17 protein-coding genes are annotated in these 22,313 nt (G+C 49.7%); 9 read left to right on the forward strand and 8 right to left on the reverse strand.

Translation table 11 applies throughout. The features are described from left to right. Window positions 1-70: 70 nt before the first annotated feature. A complete protein-coding gene (gene ccpA / locus ACTL32_RS06700) occupies window positions 71-1,069 on the forward strand; it encodes a catabolite control protein A (protein ID WP_441340741.1) in 999 nt (332 codons plus the stop codon). Between the two features lie 611 nt (window positions 1,070-1,680). On the opposite strand, the gene ACTL32_RS06705 is transcribed toward ccpA, so the two are convergent. Genes ACTL32_RS06705 through ACTL32_RS06715 form a run of 3 tightly spaced genes read right to left on the reverse strand, consistent with a single transcriptional unit; the run spans window position 1,681 to window position 4,126 of the window. After that, window positions 1,681-2,859 carry an acetoin utilization protein AcuC gene (locus ACTL32_RS06705; RefSeq protein ID WP_441340742.1) on the reverse strand — a complete coding sequence of 393 codons (1,179 nt, stop codon included), beginning with the start codon at window positions 2,857-2,859 and terminating at the stop codon, window positions 1,681-1,683. Beyond that, window positions 2,829-3,473, reverse strand: a complete 645-nt coding sequence (locus tag ACTL32_RS06710; protein WP_441340743.1) for an acetoin utilization AcuB family protein — start codon at window positions 3,471-3,473, stop codon at window positions 2,829-2,831. Before ACTL32_RS06710 ends, ACTL32_RS06705 begins: the two co-directional genes overlap by 31 nt. A gap of 20 nt (window positions 3,474-3,493) precedes the next feature. After that, on the reverse strand, window positions 3,494-4,126 hold the full coding sequence (locus ACTL32_RS06715) for a GNAT family N-acetyltransferase (protein ID WP_441340744.1): 633 nt from the start codon (window positions 4,124-4,126) through the stop codon (window positions 3,494-3,496). 167 nt (window positions 4,127-4,293) lie between these two features. On the opposite strand from ACTL32_RS06715, the gene acsA reads away from it, so the two are divergent. Continuing rightward, window positions 4,294-6,012, forward strand: a complete 1,719-nt coding sequence (gene acsA / locus ACTL32_RS06720) for an acetate--CoA ligase (RefSeq protein ID WP_441341192.1) — start codon at window positions 4,294-4,296, stop codon at window positions 6,010-6,012. Between the two features lie 55 nt (window positions 6,013-6,067). On the opposite strand, the gene ACTL32_RS06725 is transcribed toward acsA, so the two are convergent. Then, window positions 6,068-9,028, reverse strand: a complete 2,961-nt coding sequence (locus tag ACTL32_RS06725; RefSeq protein WP_441340745.1) for a transglycosylase domain-containing protein — start codon at window positions 9,026-9,028, stop codon at window positions 6,068-6,070. 355 nt (window positions 9,029-9,383) lie between these two features. On the opposite strand from ACTL32_RS06725, the gene tyrS reads away from it, so the two are divergent. Then, window positions 9,384-10,652: a tyrosine--tRNA ligase gene (gene tyrS / locus ACTL32_RS06730; protein WP_441340746.1), complete on the forward strand. Its 1,269-nt coding sequence runs from the start codon at window positions 9,384-9,386 to the stop codon at window positions 10,650-10,652. Window positions 10,653-10,796: 144 nt separating this feature from the next. Then, entirely contained in the window at window positions 10,797-11,627 is an 831-nt protein-coding gene (locus tag ACTL32_RS06735; protein WP_441340747.1) for a general stress protein, read from the forward strand. A 36-nt stretch (window positions 11,628-11,663) separates the two neighbouring features. On the opposite strand, the gene ACTL32_RS06740 is transcribed toward ACTL32_RS06735, so the two are convergent. Further along, on the reverse strand, window positions 11,664-12,470 hold the full coding sequence (locus ACTL32_RS06740) for a cobalamin-binding protein (protein WP_441340748.1): 807 nt from the start codon (window positions 12,468-12,470) through the stop codon (window positions 11,664-11,666). A gap of 219 nt (window positions 12,471-12,689) precedes the next feature. Between ACTL32_RS06740 and ACTL32_RS06745 the strand changes: the two genes are divergently transcribed. After that, a complete protein-coding gene (locus tag ACTL32_RS06745) occupies window positions 12,690-13,538 on the forward strand; it encodes an STAS domain-containing protein (RefSeq protein ID WP_441340749.1) in 849 nt (282 codons plus the stop codon). 201 nt (window positions 13,539-13,739) lie between these two features. After that, a complete protein-coding gene (locus ACTL32_RS06750) occupies window positions 13,740-15,116 on the forward strand; it encodes an S-layer homology domain-containing protein (RefSeq protein ID WP_441340750.1) in 1,377 nt (458 codons plus the stop codon). 154 nt (window positions 15,117-15,270) lie between these two features. Here ACTL32_RS06750 and rpsD read toward each other — a convergent pair whose 3' ends face one another. Further along, window positions 15,271-15,873, reverse strand: a complete 603-nt coding sequence (rpsD, locus tag ACTL32_RS06755; RefSeq protein ID WP_441340751.1) for a 30S ribosomal protein S4 — start codon at window positions 15,871-15,873, stop codon at window positions 15,271-15,273. Window positions 15,874-16,207: 334 nt separating this feature from the next. On the opposite strand from rpsD, the gene megL reads away from it, so the two are divergent. Further along, the gene (megL, locus tag ACTL32_RS06760; protein WP_441340752.1) at window positions 16,208-17,416 is read left to right on the forward strand and encodes a methionine gamma-lyase; all 1,209 of its coding nucleotides are present in this window, start codon (window positions 16,208-16,210) and stop codon (window positions 17,414-17,416) included. 582 nt (window positions 17,417-17,998) lie between these two features. On the opposite strand, the gene ACTL32_RS06765 is transcribed toward megL, so the two are convergent. Together ACTL32_RS06765 and hisJ are read right to left on the reverse strand one after the other, a co-directional pair. Further along, on the reverse strand, window positions 17,999-18,478 hold the full coding sequence (locus ACTL32_RS06765) for a GAF domain-containing protein (RefSeq protein WP_204890224.1): 480 nt from the start codon (window positions 18,476-18,478) through the stop codon (window positions 17,999-18,001). Between the two features lie 27 nt (window positions 18,479-18,505). After that, window positions 18,506-19,300, reverse strand: a complete 795-nt coding sequence (gene hisJ, locus ACTL32_RS06770; protein WP_441340753.1) for a histidinol-phosphatase HisJ — start codon at window positions 19,298-19,300, stop codon at window positions 18,506-18,508. A 149-nt stretch (window positions 19,301-19,449) separates the two neighbouring features. Here hisJ and ezrA point away from each other — a divergent pair, with 149 nt between their 5' ends. Next, window positions 19,450-21,153, forward strand: coding sequence for a septation ring formation regulator EzrA (gene ezrA / locus ACTL32_RS06775; RefSeq protein ID WP_441340754.1), 1,704 nt, complete (start codon window positions 19,450-19,452; stop codon window positions 21,151-21,153). A 56-nt stretch (window positions 21,154-21,209) separates the two neighbouring features. Further along, window positions 21,210-22,313 carry a cysteine desulfurase family protein gene (locus ACTL32_RS06780; protein WP_441340755.1) on the forward strand — a complete coding sequence of 368 codons (1,104 nt, stop codon included), beginning with the start codon at window positions 21,210-21,212 and terminating at the stop codon, window positions 22,311-22,313.

Below are 22,313 nucleotides of genomic sequence, written 5' to 3' on the forward strand. Positions count from 1 at the left end.
TTCTTTTTTTAGTTGATATCATGAAAGTTTTTATCGTATGATAAAAGATATAGAGGAAGGAGGGCGCATCGTGACCGTAACAATTTATGACGTGGCAAGAGAAGCGAATGTATCCATGGCTACTGTTTCGCGTGTAGTGAATGGAAACCAGAACGTCAAGCCTGCCACCAGGAAAAAAGTATTGAAAGTGATTGAAGAGCTTGGTTACCGCCCCAATGCAGTAGCAAGAGGGTTGGCAAGCAAAAAAACCACCACGGTCGGCGTCATCATTCCGGATATTTCAAATAGCATGTATGCCGAACTAGCCCGTGGAATTGAGGACATTGCGACAATGTACCGCTACAATATCATCTTGTCGAACTCTGACCAAAACGAGAACAAGGAATTGCAATTGCTCGAAACGATGCTTGGAAAGCAAGTGGATGGCATTGTATTCATGAGCGATGTGATTTCCAGCGAGCTTCTGTATGAGATGCAGAGATCGCCGACACCGATCGTATTGGCAGGTTCAATTGACGACTCCGATTCGATTGCTTCCGTGAACATCGATTACTACGGAGCAGCTTACGAAGCGGTGCAGAAATTGATCAGCAACGGCCACAAGAAGATCGCTTTCTTGAGCGGACCGCTGACATCCAAGGTGAACAAAGACTATAAATTGAAAGCTTATCAGAATGCATTGAACGATGCGGGCATCGAATATGATGAAAAGCTGATCGTCGAATGCGACAATTCTTACGATGAAGCGATCGAAGCGGTTAAAACCTTGGCCGATGCAGATCCGACAGCTTATTTTGTCAGCAATGATGAAATGTCTATCGGAGTCATCCACGGCGTGGAAGCGAACGGCAAGAAGATTCCGGAAGACGTTGAAATCATCAGCTATGAGAACTCCAAATTGTCCCGTATGGCCCGCCCGATGCTTACATCGGTGGCTTTGCCGCTTTACGATATCGGTGCTGTCTCCATGCGCTTATTGACGAAGTATATGAACAAAGAGGAAATCGAAGAAAAACAAGTGATCCTGCCTTATCGGATCGAAGAACGCCAATCGACAAAGAACGCATAAAAGCTCCCGAAAGGGAGCTTTTATGCGTTAGACTATGTACAAAGTTTAATTATAATGAATAGAGATGTATAAGCCCGACCGGGCTGGCCACTTCGCTTTCCGTGGGCTCGGCTTCAGCCGCTTCCCTCGCTACGCTCAGTCCAGTGTCTTCAGCTCGAGTCGCTTCGCTGCTCCCACAGGAGTCTCCGTGGCCAGCCCGGTCGGAAGCGTCACCTGTATCAAATAGGTAAGGTAAGAAAGCTGAGCTGCTTTGACCTGCTGAGTAAATGCTACTGGCTTCAAGTCCGGAACGGAAGGCGGCGAGCAAGTTGGTCGAAGGCAGTTCGGCCGACTTGTTTGCGACGAAGCAGCGAAGCGATGCAACGCCCTTTCATGTCTCGAAGCTAGCGCAGCGATGCAGAGACAGGAGCACCGGTTTTGCCTGCGGGATAGCGAAGTGCCGAAATCCACTCGGACGCTAGTCCGAGTTAGTTCAGCGCGAGCCCGCGGAAAGCGTCCGCCTGAAGTGGAGGATCCGGGATAGCTTCTCTCAAATGCACCTTCATTCTTAAAGAGGGATAAATATTCTTTTGTCTACAAGCTGGCGCATAAAAGCTCCCGAAAGGGAGCTTTTATGCGTTGCGGATCATGTACAATGCTTTGTTCAGCATTTCGCTATTCTTCTCAGTGATTTCTTCTTTCCGCGGGATGGCCTGGTACATGTTTTCAGGATCTTCCCAAGTGCCGATTAGTTTGACCGGTGACTCTGGCTGCCATTTTTCAATCCAGCGGGCAGGCAAATTGCCAGTTGGAAGGGGGATATTGTTCATTTCCATCCATAGAAGCGACCAGGCGCGCGGTACCACCCGCCAGATATCGTAACCGCCGCCGCCAATAGCTATCCAGCGGCCCTCACAATACTCATGGGCAAGCTCATGGGCCACTTTAGGGATTTCCCGGTAAATCGCCATCGTGCCATAAAGATGCGTGAGAGGGTCCAAATAATGGGCGTCGGCGCCATTCTGGCTGACGATGACATCCGGTTTGAAAAATTCGACAATTTCCTTCATGGCGGTGCGATAGATTTCAATGAAAGATTCATCTTCTGTAAAGGCATCGATCGGGAAATTGAAGGTTGTTCCATAGCCTTGGCCGCTGCCGCGCTCATTGATGTTTCCGGTGCCGGGGAAGAGATATCTTCCGGTTTCGTGGATTGACACGGTACAGACATCCGGGTCGTCGTAGAAGCTCCATTGGACGCCGTCTCCGTGATGGGCATCCGTATCGATATACAAGACGCGTGCACCGTATTTCTTTTTCAAGTAATTGATGGCGACGGAGCCGTCGTTGTAGATGCAGAATCCGGAAGCTTTCCCGCGGAATCCATGATGAAGGCCGCCGCCAAGATTGAGGGCGTGCTGGGCTTTGCCTTCCATGACCCAATCGACTGCCGTGAGCGTACCGCCGACAAGTCGTGCGCTCGCTTCATGCATATTCTCGAATATCGGTGTATCTTCTGTGCCGATGCCGTAGCTTTCGCCTTCTTCAGGTGTGATTTCTCCGGCACTTGCTTTTTTCACTATTTCAATATAGCGTTGGTCGTGCGCGAGCAGCAATTCCTCATCTGTCGCTATGCGCGCCGGAACCACCAGTTCTTCTGGAAGCGCATTCATTTCTCTCAGCAAGTCCACGGTCAGGACTAGCCGCTTTTGGTTGAACGGATGAGTTTCCGAAAACTTATACCCCAATTGGTCTTCCGAAAAAACAAAAACCGCATGTTTCATTCGTTCATTTGTGGTGTGTTTGGCCATAAGACATCGAAACCTTCTTTTTGTAAGTCGTCAATAATCGCAAGCGGATTCATGGTCTGGATCCGGAATACCAGGATTTTGTTGGAGCTATTGCCTTTGTCGGGGTAGACAAGGACGCTCAATACGTTGACGTGGTGCTGATAAAAGACCTTTGAAACTTCGTATAGGACACCCGAGCGGTTCGGCACCCGAATTTCAATATGGGAGCCGGGTTGATTGGCTCCGGTCAATTCAATGTATTTGTACAATAAATCCGTTTCAGTCAAAAAGCCTACAAGCTTGTCGTGGCTGACAATCGGCAAGCAGCCGATTTTCTGGTGGTAGAACGTCAATGCGGTTTCCTCGACAAAATCCATCGGATGGCCGGTTACCGGATTTTTGGTCATGATCTCTGCCACGGTTTTTTCATAGGCATTGATTTTAGGGGCCACTGAGAACCGGGAGGGAAGGGCGTCTTTCAAGTCGCGTTCAGTTACGACTCCCACCACTTTTCCACCGTCCACGACTGGTGCGTGGCGAATCCGTTCGTTTTCAAACAGATCCAGAACATCCTGGACCGTCTGTTCCGGATTGAGCGTATGGACATCCGTTTTCATGATTTCTTCAATTAGCATGGATTTACCCCTCCTCAGATTCAGTACATATAGCGGTTCTTAAAGCGCAGCTGATCGAATTGCTGGACCGACTCCGGCGGGACGCGTTTGCCGATTTTTGCCATCAGGCAGTTTGCCGGATGGGAGCTGATTTCCGGATCGTCTGTCGCATAATATTCCAATCCGCCGGCTTGCATCATCTTCTCCATGATTTTGCGGTATTCCCAGACGTTCAATCCGGTGCCTTTCAAATCCCAATGCCAATAGTATTCCGTCGTGATGACAATAAAGTCTTCCAAAGCATCATCCATCATCGAAACTCTCAGGAGGGATTTTCCGACGCCTGTGCCGCGGAACTTCGGGATGACTTCGATGGCGCCCAGTTCAATTAGGTTTTCCATATTTCCTTCAGACCAGCGTTCAAGCGGATCCGGGTACAGGAACGTCACATAGCCGACAATCATGTTGCGGTCCCTGGCGATCAGAATGCGCCCTTCAGGCAAATCGGCGATATCCGTGATTGCCTTATGCTGCTGGGCGGGTGGCCGGAAAGCAACAAGGTCTTCGTGGAATTCAAGCGCTTTCAATTCTTTTGAAGGAACGGGTCCTTCAATGATGATCGGGCCGTGCTTCGTCTTCAGTTCCAATGCGTTATAGGTCTTCTTATGTTCCATCATTTCACCGCCTATTAGGTACAATTAGGTACATTATACATGAATCGCAATTGGAATTATAGGCAAAGCGAAACGGTTGTCCAATATTCTAAAAAATTAAAATTATTCGCAATCAATTGGCAGAATGTTGTAGAATGAAAGAGAATCAACACGAAAGGATGATGGGGATGAAAGTGGAAACGATTGCAGCAGTGCCAGGTGAACATAACTTACATAATTATGAAGACGTTTCATCGGACTTCAATTGGGCGGATGTCGAAAAAGAATTCAGCTGGTCGGCTACCGGGAAAGTGAACATGGCGTATGAAGCGATTGACCGCCATGCAGAATCAGACCGGAAAAATAAAGTTGCGCTTTACTATAAAGACGCAAACCGCCATGAGGCTTATACATTCTACGAAATGAAACGGATGACGAACCGGGCGGCGAATGTGATGAAAGCCCATTCGGATCTGGAAAAAGGGGACCGCGCGTTCATCTTTATGCCGCGTTCGCCGGAACTGTATTTTGCCATGTTCGGCGCTTTGAAAATGGGCTTGATCGTAGGGCCGTTGTTTGAGGCCTTTATGGAAGGGGCGATCTACGACCGTCTGGACGACAGTGATGCCAAAGCGATCATTACGACGCCTGAGCTCCTGCCGCGCATCCCGGTCGATCGCCTGCCGAATCTGAAAACGGTCTTTATTGTTGGCGAAGAAGTCGAGGAAGATAACCGGATGGTCGATTTCATGAAGCATCTGGAAGGCGCTTCAGACAAATTCGAAATGGAATGGCTGGACAAGGAAGACGGATTGGTCCTGCATTATACATCGGGATCGACCGGCAAGCCGAAAGGTGTCCTTCACGCCCAGTACGCCATGGTCCAACAGCTTCAGACAGCAAAATGGGTGCTTGATTTGAAAGAACAGGATATTTACTGGTGCACGGCTGATCCGGGCTGGGTGACAGGCACAGCGTACGGCGTATTCGCACCGTGGCTGTCGGGGACGACGACGGTCATCTTGGGCGGCCGCTTCTCTCCGGATGCTTGGTACAAAGCGATCGAGGATTTCGGCGTAACGGTCTGGTACAGTGCCCCAACCGCTTTCCGCATGCTTATGGGAGCTGGCGATGCACTGGTCAAAGAATATGATCTCTCAACGCTCCGCCATGTGCTTTCTGTCGGCGAACCGTTGAATCCGGAAGTTGTCCGCTGGGGTGTGCAGGTATTCGGGAAGCGCATCCACGATACATGGTGGATGACAGAGACCGGGGCGCAAACCATCTGCAACTACCCATCCATGGACATCAAACCAGGTTCGATGGGCAAACCGGTGCCGGGCATCAAAGTGGCGATTGTCGATGATCAAGGAAACGAATTGCCGCCGAACCAGATGGGCAACTTGGCAATTGAGAAAGGCTGGCCGTCCATGATGCGCCAGATCTGGAACAACCCGGCCAAATACGAATCATATTTCTTGAACGATAAATGGTATGTGTCAGGAGATTCCGCCTACATGGATGAAGAAGGGTACTTCTGGTTCCAGGGCCGTGTAGATGACGTGATCATGACGTCCGGTGAACGTGTCGGGCCATTCGAAGTCGAAAGCAAGCTGCTGGAACATCCGGCTGTCGCGGAAGCGGGCGTCATCGGAAAACCCGATCCGGTCCGCGGTGAAGTGATCAAGGCATTTGTGGCGCTGAATGAAGGCTATGAGCCGTCTGAGGAACTGGTGCAGGACATCCAGCAATTCGTGAAAAAAGGACTGGCTGCACACGCAGCTCCGAAAGAAATCGAATTCAAAGACAAGCTGCCGAAGACACGAAGCGGGAAAATCATGCGCCGCGTCTTGAAAGCATGGGAACTGGACTTGCCGACGGGTGACTTATCTACAATGGAAGATTAAGCGAAAAGCAAAAACGCCTCAGCTGATTTCTCAGCTGAGGCGTTTTTTTTGTGGATCAAGCTGCATCTGCTTCAGGATCCTCTGGTTCTTCCGGTTCTTCAGGCTCATCCGTTTCCGGTTCCTCCGGTTCTTCCGGCTCTGGTTCAGGCTCGTCCGGTTCAGCAGGCTCGTCCGGCTCCTCTTCTGGAGGAGGGGGGGTACCGCTGCTTGGCGGAGTCGTTTCTTCCGGTTTTTCCGGTTCCGGTTTTGGTTCCGGCTTCGGTTCAGCAATGCTCACAGCATTGGATGGGCCGGATTGTTTGCCGGTGATGTCGACAGCTACAACAATATAGCTGCCAGGGCTCGGCAATTGATAGGAATTGCCGCGCGCTTCTGAGATTGAAGCGATGGAAGATCCGCCGCTTCGATAGATCCGGTAGCCGACAACATCATTGGACGAAGAGTCGCTCCAAGTGATGGTGCGGCCGTCGATGCTGGCGCTCACGCCAGAAGGCGCTACGCCGTTCGGTGTAATGCTTGTCGCGGAAACAACGGATGAGAATCTGGAGTTTCCAGGGAATAGCTTGCTGCCGTCTCCGCCGAATGGCGCCAGCATGCGTTCCACAAAGTCTTTCGAAACGCCGGTGCCTCCGCCGCTGACAAACTCGCTAGGCGTGCTAGGAAGCGCAGCGACACGGCTGCCGTTGATCGTCGTATACGTTCCGGACGTCAAGCTGTCATCCGGTTTTGACGGTACCATAACGTTGGCATTGAACAGATCCGATTCGACCAATCCTGCAGCCGAGCATGCACCGCCCGGAGCAAGTCCGGAGATGCCGCAGAACGAACGGGTGACGACGCCTTTCGGTGCTTTAAAGGTGTCTTTCGTGCCGACAAGTTCAGGATTTGCATCATAAGAACTGTTCGCCAGGCTGGCCCATAATTGGTTCACGCGCACAGATGGCATCAAATTCGAGTTCTTGAAGTTATCAAGGGAATATTTTTCCTTGTCATAGCCGAGCCAGACGCTCATGGTGATGTTCGGGTTGTATCCGACCAGCCAGACATCGCGTGTTTCTTGCGTCGTACCGGTCTTGCCGGCAAAATCGCTGTTGAATTTAAGCAAGCCGTTTGCGCGGTTTGCTGTCCCGCGGTCGTTATTGAATACGTCTCGCAGCATGTCGGTCAGGATATACGCCGTCTGCGGCGAGTAAATCTCTGACGGTTCCACTTTGCGTTCGAAGACGATGTTTCCATCCGCGTCCTCGATGCGGTCGATCATATGCGGTTCGATCCGCTTCCCGCCGTTGGCAAGAGTGGCGTATCCGCTTGTCAGTTCTTCAACGGAACCTTCGATACCGCCGCCAAGTGCGGCAGAAGCATTGTAATTCTCTGCTTCTTCAACTGTCGAGAATCCAGCTTTCATTAAATAATTAATCGGCATTTTTTCTTTGATTTGAGCATAAAGCCGTAAAGCAGGCAAGTTCTGGGACTGTGCCAAAGCGTCACGCGCTGGCATGATGCCTTGCTCGCTTGTTGGCACAAAGTTCGCCGGTTCATAAGGCGTGCCGTTATCCATCACTGTAAATTTCACATCGACCACTGGGCTTCCTGCGCCGATGCTGCCAAATTCTAATGCCGGTCCGTAAACGAGCAATGGCTTAACCGTTGACCCGATTGAACGGTATGCCTGAGTGGCGTGGTTCAATTTCTCGATTTCATGGTCGCGTCCGCCGACAAAGCTCAGGATGCGGCCAGTCTTGTTCTCGATGGTCATCGATCCGACCTGGACGGGAAGAGGCTTCATTTCTTCTTCGCCGTCTTCATTCGTGATAGGCACCGTCAATGTGGTGCCGTAGCTCTGGTAAGCATTTTTCGCTTTTTCCTGGGCATCGTACATCTCTTTGTTCAAAGAAGAATGGATGCGGTATCCGTTCGAGCGGACAGCGCGGTCAGCCAAGATGGCATATTCTTCATAAAGTTTGTTGTTCTCTTCCAATTCTTTCGGGTCGATGCCGTTTTGCTCTGCGAGAACATCCATGATGATCCGGGCAGCGCGCTTTTCAAGTTCGACTGTGACGAACGGATATTTCTCATAAGAACGCTGTTCATCCAACCGGAAATCCTTGACGATATCATAAGCTATAGCTTCGTTATATTCCGCTTCAGTGATGTAATTGGTTTCCTTCATCCGGTAAAGGACCGTTTTCATCCGGTCGATACCGGGCTGCAGGCCTTCAGCTTCTTTCAGTCCGCCGCCTGAAGAATAAGGCGTGTACCGGAAAGGAGCCTTTGGAATGCCGGCGATGAATGCCGCCTGCGGCAAGTTCAATTCGCTTGCCGATACATTGAACAAACCATTTGCGGCGGTTTCAATTCCTGCGATATTGGCGCCGGAAGAATTCCGTCCGTACGGAATGATGTTCAAGTAGGCTTCCATGATCTCATCCTTGGTCATGAATTTCTCCAGGCGGAGCGCAAGCAGGATCTCTTTGGCTTTCCGTTCGTAGGAGACTTCATTTGTCAGGATCTGGTTCTTGATCAATTGCTGGGTCAGCGTAGAGCCGCCCGTCTGGCTGTCGGAGTTCGATACGTCCTGGAACAGCCCGCGCATGATCGCTTTCGGAACAATGCCGTCATGGTCATTGAAGTATTCATCCTCAGTGGCTAGGACTGCATCCACAGCAACTTTCGACACTTTGTCGAGGGATGTTTCCTTCCGTTCCAAATCGGTTGATACCTTGCCGATATAGACTTCATTGTCGAAAAACATTTCAGATGTTTCTTCATAGCTGTAGATTTCGGTCCGCATTTCATCTGGAGACCGGAGCTTTTCTTCATCCACCAGGGAAGCGAAATAGCCGGCTCCGACTGAAGCTGCAAACACGCCGCCGGTGACCAGGATAATCGCCAAGAGTACGGCGAGATTCCAGAACACGCCTGTCGTGATATTCAATCGTCTATACCATTTGGTTGCCGTCCATTTATTGTATGCCGCTTCAGCTTGGCTGAGATATTTCTTCATCTTTTCTTGCACGTTTTTCCCCCCCTAAAATCTCGTTCCATTATAGCATATTCTCGTAATATCAACGAAAAAGATTGACAAGATGGCAAAATAAAGTAAACTAAATTTTATAGTTTTTAAATCAAACGAAGAAGAGTCCGAAGTAGGGCATGTGATCTTTGTCTAGAGAGCCGGTGGGTGGTGCAAACCGGTCAAAGCGCATTGGCTGAATTACAGGCTTGGAGTTTGCGGAAGTGCCCCGATCGGCACATTTTGAGTCGGGAGAATCGGATTCTCCAAGCTGGGTGGTACCGCGCAAAAGCGTCCCTGCATGAACATTCATGCAGGGGCTTTTTTTATTGTTTCATTATCAAAAGGAGGAATTAGAATGGCGAATGAATTATTGGATGATCTGAAATGGAGAGGCCTATTATACCAGCAGACCGATGAAGAAGGGCTTGCAAGTTTGCTTGAGAAAGAAAAGATTTCGTTGTACTGCGGTGTGGATCCGACGGCTGACAGCATGCATATCGGGCACATCGTGCCGCTTTTGACGCTGCGCAGATTCCAGATGCACGGCCACCGTCCGATCCTGTTGGTGGGGGGCGCAACCGGAATGATCGGCGACCCGTCCGGCCGCAATGAGGAACGGCAGCTCCAGACGACTGAACAGATCGATCAGAACGTCGAAGGCATCAAAGTGCAGATGCAGCAGATTTTCGATTTCCAGACGGAGAACGGTGCACAGATGGTCAACAACCGGGATTGGATCGGCGCGATGAGCGTCATCGAGTTCCTGCGCGATTACGGGAAGCTCATTTCGGTCAATTACATGCTGGCGAAAGACTCAGTGGCATCTCGCCTTGAGACCGGCATTTCATTTACCGAGTTCTCGTACACGCTGATCCAGGCGATCGACTTCAATCATTTGTACGACCACTTCAATTGCCGCGTGCAGATCGGCGGTTCGGACCAGTGGGGGAACATCACGTCGGGCCTAGAAGTCATCCGCAAGACGCACGACACTGAAGATACCAAAGCATTCGGCATCACGATTCCATTGGTGACAAAAGCGGACGGCACAAAATTCGGCAAGTCAGCAGGCGGTGCAGTGTGGCTTGATGCGAAAAAGACATCCCCGTACGAGTTCTACCAGTTCTGGATCAATACCGCTGATGCGGATGTGATCAAGTACTTGAAAATCTTCACGTTCATCAGCCGTGAAGAAATCGAGGCGCTGGAAACTTCCGTCCAGAACGAAGCGCATCTGCGCAAAGCGCAGACGGTTCTCGCTGAAGAAATGACAAAATTGATCCACGGGGAAGAGGCACTCCAAGATGCCCAGCGCATCACAAAAGCGCTGTTCAGCGGAGATTTGAAAGCTTTGTCCGCCGAGGAAATGAAAGCAGCCTTCAAAGACGTGCCATCCGTGGAAATGGCGAAATCCCCGACTTCCATCGTGGATCTGATCGTTGAAGCCGGCATCACATCTTCCAAACGCCAAGCGCGCGAAGATGTCACAAACGGAGCGATTTCAGTCAACGGCGAGAAAGTTACCAATCTTGAATACATCGTGGATGAAAAAGACCGGTTGGAAGATGCGTTTGCCATCGTCCGCCGCGGCAAGAAGAAATACCATATGATCCAATTCAATTGAGCGGATTGCAGAACGGGGGGCAGGCCTAAAAGCCTGCCCTTTTTCTTGTTTTCTGGAAACCGAATGTTTTAAATATTCAATCGCCGGGTAACCATTCACTAGGCACAAATTAATAAATCCAAATTTATAGGAGGCGTTAAGAAGATGTCAAGAATGGTAGGTTCATACAATTCAGAAAATGAAGCGATTCGCGCAATTGAAGATTTGAAAGCACAAGGGTACCGCTCAGAAGATATTTCGGTGCTCAGCAAAGATAAAGGAGAAACCCGGCATGTAACAGAAGAAACCGGGACGCATGCAGGCGAAGGTGCAGCAACCGGCGCTTTGACAGGCGGGGCGCTTGGCGGACTTGGCGGCGTGCTGGCAGGCATTGGCGCATTGGCAATTCCGGGAATCGGGCCGATTGTCGCAGCCGGGCCGATTGTTGCAGGATTGACTGGCGCAGCAGCAGGAGCAGGTGTAGGCGGTCTCGCGGGTGCCTTGATCGGCGCTGGCATTCCGGAAGATGAGGCAAAAGAATACGAAGGCCATTTCAATGAAGGCCGGATTTTGGTCATGGTCAATGACGACGGCTCATCAATTCCCGACCATAATGACCGCGACCGCTTTACAGGGAGCGATCGTGATACAACGCTCGGAGCCGACCGCACGATTATCGGAAGCGACGGCGATGTCCGCCGTGAACGCGGCGACAGCAGTCTTACCGGCCGCAAGGACCACGACTTGTTTGACGACGAGGCGCGGACTGCTGGACTTGGAAGCAATCGGGATATGCTGGATGACAGCAACCGGAGCAGCGGGCTAGGAAGCGATGACGGCTTGCTTCGCGATACCGACCGGCGCCTTGGTTCGGACAATCGCAGCGACCGTGATCCATTGGTCGGCGGCGAAGGCGATACGACGATCAGAGGCGATCGAGATCCGTTGTTCGATGACCGTGATGACCCATCCAAACGTGGGCGTGCAGGATTATAAGCAAACGAAAAGCCAACCTTCGCAGGTTGGCTTTTTTCACGATTGTTTGTTGCGGATGAATTCGGGCAGTTCCATATCTTTGTAAAGGGCCGGATGGATCAGCTTTCCTAAGCGGATCGCCCCTTCGATCAGGCGTGGAGAGGGGCGGCAGAACAGCTCTTCTTCCATGATGTGGATGTTGCCGTATCCTTGCATGCCGTCCCAGCCAGGGCGCTTTCGGACCAATTCCGGTTTGACTTTCGAAGTCATGATGCCGACCCAGGCGAGGAGAATGAACTCCGGATTGCGCTTCCGCACATCTTCCCAATCGGTCTGGATATTCGCTGACTCCAAATCGGCGAAGGCATTGCGTCCGCCTGTAATATCGCTGATTTCAGTGAGCCAGTTTATGCGGCCGGGCGTAAAAACAGGTTTTGGCCACCATTCCCAGTAAAGAGAAGGGCGAGCGGACACTTGACTCGAACGGTCTTTGATTTCTTCAATCACCGACTGATACTGTTGGTGCACCTTTTCCGCATCAATGCCGCAGGCGCGTCCGACAGAGAGCAGGTCTTCGCCGATTTCATCCAATGACTGGGGATTGAGGATCAGATGGGGGATTTTGCGTTTCTCCAATTCCTCGATATTCTTCTCCATGCCCGGTACACTCAGGGAAGCAAGCACTAAGTTCGGCTCCAGAGCTTCCAGTTCGTCCATCCGGATGGATAGATCCGGACCGAGCCTTGGCAAACCGGTAATGTTTTTCGGCCAATCCGAAAAATCGTCGATACCGACCAGCATATGTTCCGCATCCAAAAAAGCGAGCAGTTCGGTATTGCTGGGACAGATTGAAACTATTCGCATAAGTTAGCACCTCCACTTGACTCTAGTCTAGCATATCCGCTGAATCGGTGGGTGTGCGGTATACTGCAGAATGAATAGCAATTATTGCTAAAATTAATGCACCTTTTAGCATTATGTATTATAGTAAAGCAAAGGAACTTTCGCCGATAAATTCCTCGATGCTGAAAGCCTGACCGATTCGATGAAATGTGCCAACGGACAAGCAAAGGGAGAGAAATTATGCTGATTGATAAAGAATTGCATGAATATATATGTGACCGAACATGGGACCTGACAGAACAATGGTATGAAACTTTGGATAAAAGCCAAGGCGGGATATACAGTTCAAAAGATCCCGAAAAAATTGAGACATTGAAACAGCAGAATCATGCTTTTCATGTCCGTTTTTGCGATATGTTCTTTAAAGATAAAGAGGATTTCTTGCAGGATTTTCAGGAGTGGATCCAAGAAATTGCAGAAGATGAAGAACATTTATCCACACCGCTTGCTAGTGTAATGGGGGAATTCTTGCGGACGCAAGAACAATATTTGGAGCTAGTAGGGGATTATGCAGCACAAAACAAGGATAAAGTGACTTTTGATCAATTGAGAACTTGGAATTTAGCAGTTGTAAGGACAATCAGTGATATCATATTAAAATTCACAAAACAGAGTACCAGTGCTGCTCAAAAACGATTGCAGGAACAGCAGCAGATCATTGTTGAAATGAGTTCACCGGTCATCTTATTGACAAAGAGCACCGGCTTGTTGCCATTGATTGGGGAAATCACTTCACACCGGGCACAAATTGTTTTCGAAAAAACCTTGGAACAAAGTTCAAAGCATAATCTTGAAAAGCTTTTTATTGATTTATCCGGCGTTCCGGTTATCGATACCATGGTTGCCCAGCAAATTTTTCAGCTGATCAGCGGCTTGAAAATTATCGGCGTCCATACGGCATTATCAGGTATCAGCCCAGTAATTGCGCAAACTGCAGTTCATCTCGGCATCAAGTTTATCGATATCGAAGTATATAATACGCTAGCCCAAGCGCTAAAGCAGAATGATATTGAATTTCTGGAGAAGTAACCTATAGGAAATGGCCCCTCGCTTTTTAAGCGCAAGGGGTTTTTTTATGGGAAAAACTTTGGCTATCGGGGTTTCGGATACTTTTTCATATTGGGAAGGAGTCGAAGCTCCGGGCACTCTGATTTTATTTCTTCGACTCATTCACTGAAAATTGGAAAAAATTATCTTTTCAGTCTATGATGGTAAAAAGGAGGTAATTTAATGAAGAAGATTGCGGTATCAACGGTATTTATTTTATTCTTCAGCGGTTTTTCATCATCCGTTGTTTTAGGGCAGGGGAATTTTACGGATCTGCAAGAGAACAACCTTTTTTACGATGAAATCCAGTTCCTTATCGAAAAAGGAGTCATTTCCGGTTTTCCAGACCGAACATTAAGGCCGAAAGCAGAAGTGACGCGGGGGCAAGCAGCGATTATGCTTGGAAGAGCTTTAGGCTATGATGGCACACCGCGGGATTCTGACTTCCCGGACGTCAATGCGGCTCAAGCTGCAAGCGGCTATATTGCAGAAGCGGTTGAGAATGGAATCATGAGTGGGTACCCGGACGGATTGTTTCGGCCTGATGCCACGATGAATCGCGGGGAAATGGCGATCGTTCTTCAGCGAGCTTTCTATCCAGAAGCAAGGGGCGGCCATTATATGCGCTTTCCGGACGTCGGAACAAACATGCGTGCTTTTAAAGCAATCGGCATCCTGGGCTCTTATGGAGTGGTCCGCGGATATGAGGATGGAAATTTTTATCCGGAGACCGAATTGAACCGAGAACAGTTTTCTGCTTTTTTAGCGCGGGCTATAGATCCGGAAAGATTCGCTGATAATTTTGCTACTGGCGATTTGAAGGTCATCTTTCTTGATGTCGGCCAAGGGGATGCCACTTATATCGAATATCCGAACGGCGAAAATGCGTTAGTGGATGCGGGTCCTTCATCCGGTGCTATTTTAAACGCGCTGATTGAAAATGGGATCAGGGAAATCGATACCTTTATCGCGACCCATCCCGACGAAGAACATATCGGCGGTGCTGCCTACGTGATTGAAAACTATGGAGTGAGTGAAGTGATCGATAGTGGACAAACAGCAGCAAACGAGTCATATGCGGAATACAAAAAAGCGGTCGAACAAAGTGGGGCGGCTCATAGCATTGCTGAAATTGGCGATGATTTCTCTGGGTACAGTGATGCATCTGTCCAAGTGTTATCTGTCGACCAGCAAGCCCGGAATTTAGATGACGGATCGATTGTACTTAAAGTCATTTTTGGAGAACATGAATATCTATTGGCGAGTGACGTCGGCTATGAAGTGGAAGATCAATTACTAGCCCAGGGAACAGACTTGCATGCAGATGTGTTGAAAGTCTCTCGGCACAGTGGGGCTGGGGCGACATCAGCCGAATTCCTGGCTGCAGTGAACCCGTTTTACTCGATCGTTTCTGTAGGCAAAAATGCCATTGAGTATCCCGATGAAGACGTTTTGGATAGGATATTGGAATCGACTTCCGCTTATATCCGTACCGATGATGGAACGATTCGTTTTACGGATAATGGAGAGGAATTAGAGATTTTTCAAATTGAATACTGAAGGGAGCTGCTCGTTTGGTCCTAGAAGCCCATTTCGGTAAATGCTGAGAAGGTAAAAATATAAAACCCCTGAACTTCTATTAAAGAAGGCACAGGGGTTTTAAACAAAAAAAGCTCCGAGGTGTCGCCGCTTCGGAGCATTTCTTATGAACCAATTAACGTGAGTAGTACTCAACGATCAACTGTTCGCTGATTTCAGCAGACAATTCGCTGCGTTCTGGGTAGCGAGTGAATGTGCCTGTTTTGCTGTCTGTGTCGATAGTAACGTATTCAGGAACGAAGTTGTTCACTTCGATTGCTTCGTTTACTACATCAAGGTTGTTTGATTTTTCACGGAAAGCAATTGTTTGTCCTGGTTTTACGCTGTATGACGGGATGTCAACGCGTTTGCCGTCAACAAGGATGTGGCCATGGTTTACGATTTGGCGAGCTTGGCGGCGTGTGCGCGCAAGGCCTAAGCGGTAAACAACGTTGTCAAGGCGAGCTTCAAGCAAGATCATGAAGTTTTCACCGTGTTTGCCAGGCATTTTGCCGGCTTTGTTGAACAAAGTTCTGAACTGGCGTTCGTTTACTCCGTACATGAAACGAAGTTTTTGTTTTTCTTGAAGTTGCAAACCGTACTCAGAAACTTTTCTGCGTTGGTTAGCACCGTGTTGACCTGGTGCGTAAGGGCGTTTTTCTAATTCTTTACCTGTTCCGCTAAGAGAAACTCCTAGGCGACGGGACAGTTTCCATGATGGACCTGTATAACGAGACATATATGTCTCCTCCTCTGTTTTTGGTTTTTGAAGTAAAATAAAAACCAGATGCATTCATGCTGCAAGCCATTTTGTTTTCATGTACCTTCGCTCAGCAGCCAAGAGTTACGCGATACACCTAGTCATTAAGATAGGAACAAAATGGACGAACACGCACATACAACTGCTGCGATTATTTTACACAAATTATAGTATAACCGAATCTTATATGGAAAGTCAACGGAAAGAAAGAAGTCACGGTTAGAAGCCGGCTTTCTTTTTTCATTTGTTCAAGGTAAAATGAAAGGAGATCGAATGTAAGCGCTTTCTATTTTTAATAAGGGGTGTATCAGAAATGGAAAAACCATCAGTGAATTTGGAAACCGCAATCATACACAAAGGATATGACAGCAAGCAGCATCATGACAGTTTGGCCACACCGCTCTATCAGACGTCAACATTTTCGTTTTCAACAGCGGAAGAAGGGGAGGACCGGTTTGCCGGGAACTGTGAGGGCAACATCTATTCGCGGCTCGGAAATCCGACAGTCCGTGTGCTTGAAGAGCGGATGGCAGAACTCGAATCTGGCGGCGGCGCTTTGGCTTTCGGATCAGGGATGGCGTCGGTCAGCGCCATTTTGATCCACCTTACAAAGTCAGGCGACCACGTACTATGTTCCCGCGGAATTTACGGCTGTACTTTTGGTTTGCTTGAAATGATGGAAGAAAAATACGCCATCAGCCATGATCTGGTTTCAATGACGACAGAAGAAGAGATCGAAAGCGCCGTCCGGCCGGAGACTGTTTGCCTCTACATTGAAACGCCGATCAACCCGACAATGGAGCTGGTCAATCTGGAAGCGGCTGTCAAGGTAGCCAAGAAGCACGGCCTGCAGGTAGTGGTGGACAATACATTCAGCTCCCCGTATCTCCAGAACCCGCTACAGCTCGGAGCGGATTTCGTCCTGCACAGCGCAACGAAATATCTGAACGGCCATGGGGATGTGGTCGGCGGGATATTGGTCGGCAAGGATGCGGACGAAATGCAGGAAATCCGGATGACGGTGCAAAAAGATGTAGGCGGAATCATGTCGCCGTTTGATGCCTGGCTCCTCCTGCGTGGGATGAAAACTTTGCACGTGCGGATGGATCGCCATATTTCAAATGCCAAACAGGTCCTGGAGTTCTTAAAACAGGAACCGCTTGTGAAGAAAATCTTTTATCCGTTCGATGAAAACCATCCGCAATTCGACATCGCCAAACGCCAGATGCGGGCAGGCGGAGGCTTGATCTCGTTCGAAATCGAAGGCGGCAGAAAAGAAGCGCAAGCCTTCATGAACGCACTGTCTCTGATTCAGATTGCTGTCAGCCTCGGGGACGCTGAGACACTGATCCAGCATCCGGCGTCAATGACGCATGCTGTGGTGCCGCCGGAAAGCCGGGAAAAGATGGGCATCACCGAATCACTGATGCGCCTATCTGTCGGCCTAGAACATTCCGACGATTTGATCGGCGACCTTGCTGCCGCATTTGAAGCAGTCAAACCGAAACTCCAGGAAGCATAAAAAAATCGCCTGGCTCTTCAATCAGAGCCGGGCGTTCAGGCTGTAGATAAACCTCTTTAGCTAAGTTAAAAAACGAAATAAACTTCATACTTCGCTTCGGCCGCTTTGGGCATGGCTTTCGCCATGAGCCGTGAAGGACCTCCGTCTCATAGCTTCGCCTAGCCGTGGACGCGCCGGCGCTGGTTTCGCTCTTTAAAATCTGGTAACTTTATCCTTTTTCGAAGTGCTATTTGAGATATGGAGCAAAACGGCGGAGAAAACCGTACTGCTCCTTCAGCGCTGCGCGCTTCGTCGCAAAGACTTGCCCTCGCAGGCTTCGGGTAAGTCTTGCCTGCGGGAAAGCGAGGCAGCCAAGACCCCGCAGGAAATGAGTGGGCAAATGGGGTTTGCCCACTCATTTGCGACGAAGCTAGCGAAGCGATGCAGGAGCACAAGGTTTTCGAAGCGACCGAGGAGGCTTGGCGCTCGCCCGCGGCAAGCGCAGCTGTTTTGCGGAATATCGTTTAAAAGACAAGCATTTTATATCTTTTTCAACTAACTAAACGCCCGGCTCTCCAAAGAGAGCCGGGCGTTCTTTTGAGATTAGATATGTTTGATCAAAACTTCTGCGAATTTTTCGAGTCCGTCCTGGTCTTCTTCTGTGAAACGGCTGAGTTCCGGGCTGTCGATGTCCAGGACGCCGATCACTTCTCCGTCTTTGATCAACGGTACGACGATTTCAGAACGTGAAGCTGCATCACAGGCAATGTGGCCGGGGAATGCGTGGACATCTTCAACCAGCATGGTTTTCTTTTCAGAAACCGCTGTTCCGCAAACACCGCGCCCGACTTGGATGCGCACGCAAGCCGGCAATCCTTGGAACGGACCGAGAACCAGCTCGCCGCCTTCCATCAGATAAAAGCCGACCCAGTTGATGCGGTCAAGAAATTGGTTCAATAACGCCGAAGCGTTGCTCAAGTTCGCCACTTGATTCGTTTCGCCTTCTAGTAAAGCGTCGAGCTGTTTGCCGAGCAATGCATATTGGCTGGCACGTGTACCGCTGTAATCGGTTTGAGTGAACATGAAAACCCTCTTTTCGTTGGATAAGATTCATTTATTATAAAGTCTGCCGTAATCTTTATGCAAGCCATTTACGCTATGGGCATCGGAGCCGAATACAAGCGGAATCCTCAATGCTTCAGCGTATGCCAGCCATTTCAGTGGCGGATAAGGCTCGAGGCAATCCGGTTTTGAGTAGCCGGCGCTGTTGGCATCAAGTTCGAAGCCGGCGCGCGCCATATGCTCGAGCACTCCTTTGATCCGGTCCCCGTCGTCGACTGCTGTGCCGTGCGCCAACTGGAATTTATGGGCAAGCGTCGGGTGGCCGATGCGCTTCGGCTTATAAGGGCCAAGATCGGCATCGATCGACGCTTCGACGGTGTCATAATACAGATCGTATGCTGCTTCGATAGAGCCGGCTGCGGATGCAAGTTCCATGAAAACCTCCTTGCTGTAATCGAGGCAATAATAATACGGCCCGGCTTTCAGGAAATGGACGGACAAGATGGCATCGTCGAGCGAAGGGCCGACGCTGTCGAGAAACGCGCGGGTCTCCGCTTCATAGCCTTCGATGAAATCGACTTCCAGGCCGACGCGGATCCGGATGTCGTTTTTGTATGCATCCTTTGCCTTTGCCACGGCGTCTAAATAAAGCGGCAGCACCTCCAAGTCCATCCCGCTGTCTTTCATCGGGGTCGTATCCGTAAAGGAAGGTGGAAGGGGAGCGTGCTCGGTAAATGAAATGTCGCTGAAACCTGAAAGGATCGCTTTTTCAATATAAGCATCCAAGGCATCTGGCGTGCCGTGCGGACAAAAAGGCGTATGGATATGGCCGTCTCGTTTCATAAAAAAACCAACTTTCTTTAGGGAATAAAAATTTTTATGCCATTTCTTTTATTTTGGCCAACATAACACTTCAATACATGTTAAAATAATAGAATCATGAATACATTTATATAGAGGAAATGTGATTTGGAACAGGGGGCTAATGACTTATGATGAAGTATATCATCATTGCGGTCATCATTCTATTAGCGGTAATTATCGTCGGATTCATGTTTCGAAAGAAACACAACGCGGAAATTGAACGCTTGGAACAGTTAAAACTGCAAATACAAAACAAACCGATACTCGAAGAACTGACAAAAGTGAAACAGCTGAACATGAACGGCCAGACAGAAGAAATGTTTGAGCGCTGGCGCGGCATTTGGACTGAAATCATGGATGTACATATTCCGAAAATCGATGCAGCCCTGTTCGACGCAGAGGACGCAATCGACCGGTTCAACTTCGGAAAAGCGACAAAGATCGAACGCGATATTGAAACCCGCATCGAAAATGTCGATCAGGAGATGAATAAGATCCTGACGGAATTGAGTGAATTGATCGGCAGCGAAGAGAAGAACCGCAGCGAAATGGACATTATGAGAGACCATTATCGCCAGGCCCGCAAGAACCTGCTTGCCCATCAGCATTCCTATGGGGCAGCAGCCGGACCGCTTGAGAAAAAGCTGGAAACGTTCACACCGATGTTCGCTGAATACGATGAGTTGACAGAATCAGGGAATTATTTGAAGGCTCGTGAAATTGTTATGAGCTTATCCGATGAAGCTGATTATGTCTTCTCATTGATTGACGACATTCCGCCGCTTTTAGCGGATGTCCAGTCGAAAATCCCGGCATCCATCAACGAGCTGCGCAGCGGCGTGCGTGAAATGGAAGCGCAGTCCTATTACCTGAACCATCTTGAACTGACAGGCCAATTGGATGCAATGGAACAGGAGCTCGCAGCAATGAAAGGCCAGATTGCCGCACTCCAGATTGCTGAAACCAAAGCGAAAGCCGAAGAAATGAAGGATCGGATCGATTCATTCTACGAATTGCTTGAAAAAGAAGTTGCTGCGAAGCATTATGTCGATCAGTACAAAGGGGAGACGGGACGCCAGCTGGAAGTGATCACCCGTGAAACCCGCGATACATTCGACGAATGTGCTGTGGTGCAGCAAAGCTATAAGATCACGGAAAGCGAAGCGGCAATTCCAAGAACTTGCTTGAACAAGCTGGAAGAGCTGCAGCGCCGGTTCGACCTTTTGATCTCGCGTACGCAGGAAGAACAATCCGCGTATTCAAGCCTGGAAGAAGAATTGCGTGCGATCCGCAAAGAATTGGCGGAAACGGATACGGCTCAAAGCGAATTCGCCTCTTCACTGAAGAACTTGCGCATCGATGAAACGGCAGCCCGGACGAAAGTCGAAGGCCTGAAGCGCCAATTGCAGGAAACGGATCGATTGCTCCACAAAGCGAACATGCCAGGGATTCCGGAAGAGATGGATGTCCGCCTGGAAGAAGCCGAAGAGCATTTATTCGTAGCAATGCAAGGCTTGCAGGAAGTGCCGCTGAACATGAAGCTCGTTGACAGCTACTTGACAAAAGCGGAAAAATGCATTGATGAAGTGGAAGATAAAGCGAAGGAAATGGTGGAGAATGTACTGCTGATCGAACGGATCATCCAGTACGGAAACCGTTACCGCAAAACCAACCCGCAAATGAATGCCAAGTTGATGGAAGCTGAAGAATCGTTCCGCCAGCTTCGATATTCAAAAGCATTGGAAGAAGCAGCGACGGCAGTCGAAAACTTTGAACCCGGCTCGATGAAGCGCATCGAAGTGCTGGTCAAAGAAGATGCATGGCGCGTATAAAATCATACAAAAACCACCAGCCCCGGGCTGGTGGTTTTCTTTTCGGAGGTAGACAAATGATTTACTTGGACAATAGCGCAACGACAAAACCAAGAGCTGAAGTGCTCGACACGTTCGTCAAGGCGAACAACGATTTTTATGCCAATCCGGCTTCGATCCATGCGTTGGGAAACAAAGCGGAAGATCTGCTGGAAGGAGCGCGGGCACAAGTCGCCGGCCTCTTAGGAATGCCTCGGGTCCTCTTCACATCTGGGGGCACCGAGTCGAACAATCTGGCGATCATCGGCACCGCTGAATCGCTCCGCCATCGCGGGAAGCATTTGATCACTGCGGCGACAGAGCATGCGTCCGTGCTGAAAGCGATGGAAGTGCTCGAGGTGCGGGGATTCGAAATCACGCGCCTCTCTGTGGACGCGGAAGGCAAGATCAAGCTGGATGAATTGCAGAGCGCGCTCAGACAGGATACGATTCTTGTGAGCTTGATGCACGTGAACAATGAAATCGGGACAATCCACCCTGTAGCACAAGTGAAGAAGCTCTTGGACGGCACGCGGACGCTCTTGCATGTCGATGGGGTCCAAAGCATCGGGAAGATTGCTCTGCCGAAAGAAATGCCGGATTTGTTTACAGTATCAGCCCATAAAATACACGGATTGAAGGGCAGCGGTGTCCTGGCATTTGGAGGCCAAGCGGAATTGTCGCCCCAAATCCACGGCGGCGGGCAGGAAGCGGGAATCCGGAGCGGGACCGTTTCCGTGCCGAACGCCGCAGCTTTGGCAAAAGCGCTGCGGCTCGCAGCGCCGCGAGATGAATACGCGGCTTGGAACCGGGAACTCCGCAGTTTCTTTGCAGGCTTTCCGAAAGTGCGTCTCGTCAGTCCGAAAGGAGCCGCGCCGCATATTTTATCGGTGGCTGTCAAAGGCGTCAAAGGCGAAGTGCTTGTGTCGGGGCTCCAGCAGGAAGGGGTCATCGTCTCCACATCAAGCGCCTGCTCGTCAAAAAGCAAAAGCACCAGCCATGTCATCGAGGCCATCGGCTTGCCGCGTGAATTCAAGGATGGCGTCATCCGGATCAGCATGGGCGCATTCACTACCCAGGAAGAAATTGAAAGCCTGAAACGGGCATTCACCAAAGTCTATGAAATTATCGAAGGAGTTTAA

The organism is Planococcus sp. FY231025 (assembly GCF_052078085.1).
Classification (GTDB): domain Bacteria; phylum Bacillota; class Bacilli; order Bacillales_A; family Planococcaceae; genus Planococcus.